The organism is Duganella aquatilis (genome assembly GCF_009674565.1).
Lineage (GTDB): Bacteria > Pseudomonadota > Gammaproteobacteria > Burkholderiales > Burkholderiaceae_D > Rugamonas > Rugamonas aquatilis.
Map to the genome: position 1 here is coordinate 1 of NZ_WKJL01000063.1, position 1734 is coordinate 1734.

Annotated in this window: 3 protein-coding genes and 1 pseudogene; 3 read left to right on the forward strand and 1 reads right to left on the reverse strand. The window is 68.6% G+C overall.

All coding sequences use genetic code 11. The features are described 5' to 3' along the window. Positions 1 to 413 (reverse strand): annotated as a pseudogene (locus tag GJ698_RS30195) (GGDEF domain-containing protein); the annotation flags it as partial. A 248-nt stretch (positions 414 to 661) separates the two neighbouring features. On the opposite strand from GJ698_RS30195, the gene GJ698_RS30200 reads away from it, so the two are divergent. The 3 genes from GJ698_RS30200 to GJ698_RS30210 all read left to right on the forward strand — a co-directional run. After that, positions 662 to 1018, forward strand: coding sequence for a COG4315 family predicted lipoprotein (locus tag GJ698_RS30200; protein WP_154361549.1), 357 nt, complete (start codon positions 662 to 664; stop codon positions 1016 to 1018). A 7-nt stretch (positions 1019 to 1025) separates the two neighbouring features. Beyond that, positions 1026 to 1532, forward strand: a complete 507-nt coding sequence (locus GJ698_RS30205; RefSeq protein WP_154361550.1) for an RNA polymerase sigma factor — start codon at positions 1026 to 1028, stop codon at positions 1530 to 1532. Continuing rightward, positions 1529 to 1734 (forward strand): anti-sigma factor family protein (locus tag GJ698_RS30210; protein WP_371865481.1); only part of this gene is annotated, 206 nt, incomplete at its 3' end. The genes GJ698_RS30205 and GJ698_RS30210, both read left to right, overlap by 4 nt.

Genomic DNA, 1734 nt, shown 5'->3' on the forward strand with positions numbered 1-1734 from the left:
GCCTGGCGCAGCCAGTGGTCGCCGTCGGCGCTGCGGCCGCGGTCGTTGCTGGCCCAGGCCATCACCCAGCAGGCGTCGGCGCGGCAGGCGGCGGCAGCGACTGGCTGCGTGGCGGCGACCTGCTGGCACAGGTGCAGCGCTTGCTCGGCGTGGTGTTGGGCGGTGTCCAGCTCGCCGCGCAGCCAGGCTGGCTCGGCGGTGATCAGTTGCAGGCGCGCGCGGTACAGGGCGGCGTCCTGCGGCGACAACACAGCCAGCAGCGGGAGCATGTCGGCCGACAGTTGCCGCGCGCGCGCGGGATCGCGCTGGCGCAAATGCCAGGCCAGCGCCATCAGCAGCTGCAACCGTTCCGAGCCTTGCACTTCAGGCAATGCCGCATCCCACTGCGCCAGCTCGTCGTCGAGCGCAAACATGTCCACCAAATTAACTTTCCTCTACTGTGTCGCCGCCGCGCGCCGATGCGCCGCTACCGCATTATTCCACAGTTTGCAGGGGCGTCTGCATCCCCCATTTAAGTGACTGATATCAAAGACTTTTTAATACCGATAGGCAACTAGTTTAGTGCAAGCAACATTATTTGAACTTTATTTTGCTGGCGGCGGAATAAACGCGGCGCGCCGGCGTTTACCCATTTACCATCCACCACAACAGGAGACTTGCCATGAAATCCACCCTCGCCCTCGCCACCCTGAGCGCCCTGCTGCTGTCCGGCGCCGCCCTGGCCGACGACGTCATGAAAAAGGACGGCGTACTGGTCAATGCCGCCGGCATGACCGTCTACACCTTCGACAAGGACAGCGCCGGCAAGAGCGCCTGCAGCGGCGCCTGCCTCGACAACTGGCCGGCGGTGACGCCGTCCGCCAACGTCATGGCGCCGTACTCGGTCATCACCCGCGACGACGGCGCCAAGCAGCTGGCCTACCAGGGCAAGCCGCTGTACCTGTTCAAGAAGGACGTCAAGCCGGGCGACCGCAACGGCGACAACTTCAAGGACGTCTGGCACGTGGTCAAAGAGTAAGCATTGCATGAATGACAGCCAGCGCCTGGTCGACTGCATCCCGCGCCTGCGCCGCTACGCCCGCGCGCTGCTGGGCACGCGCGCCGATGCCGACGACCTGGTGCAGGACACCGTCGCCCGCGGCTGGGACAAGCTGGCCTCGTGGCGCCAGGGCAGCGACATGCGCGCCTGGCTGTTCGGCATCATGCACAACCTGCACGTCGACCGCCTGCGCAGCCAGCCGCCGGCCAGCGAGCCGCTGGACCTGGCGCTGCCGCTGGCCGCGCCCGGTGGCGACGCCGCCGCCGCCCGCCTGACGCTGCGCGACCTCGACACGGCGCTCCGCCTGCTGCCGGCCGAGCAGCGCGAGGTGCTGCTGCTGGTGGCGCTGGAAGAACTGAGCTATGAAGAAGTGGCGGCCGTGCTCGGCATTCCGGCCGGCACCGTGATGTCGCGCCTGGCGCGCGGCCGCGAGCGGCTGCGCCTGCTGATGGAGGGCCAGCCGCTGCCCTCGCCGCTGAAGGTGATCAAATGAACGCCCCCGTAACCGAAGCCGAGCTGCACGCCTGGGTCGACGGCCAGCTGCCGCCGGCGCGCCATGCGGCCGTCGACGCCTACCTGGCCGACCATCCCGGGCAGGCCGCGCGCCTGCACGCCTACCGCGCGCAGAACGCCGCCCTGCGCGCCCGCTTCAACCCGGTGCTGGACGAGGCCGTGCCGCCGGACCTGGGCCGTCC

Bases quoted from the DNA above. Each gene is read 5' to 3' on its own strand.
- GJ698_RS30200 (WP_154361549.1), top strand. From the start codon at position 662: ATGAAATCCACCCTCGCCCTCGCCACCCTGAGCGCCCTGCTGCTGTCC.
- GJ698_RS30205 (WP_154361550.1), top strand. From the start codon at position 1,026: ATGAATGACAGCCAGCGCCTGGTCGACTGCATCCCGCGCCTGCGCCGC.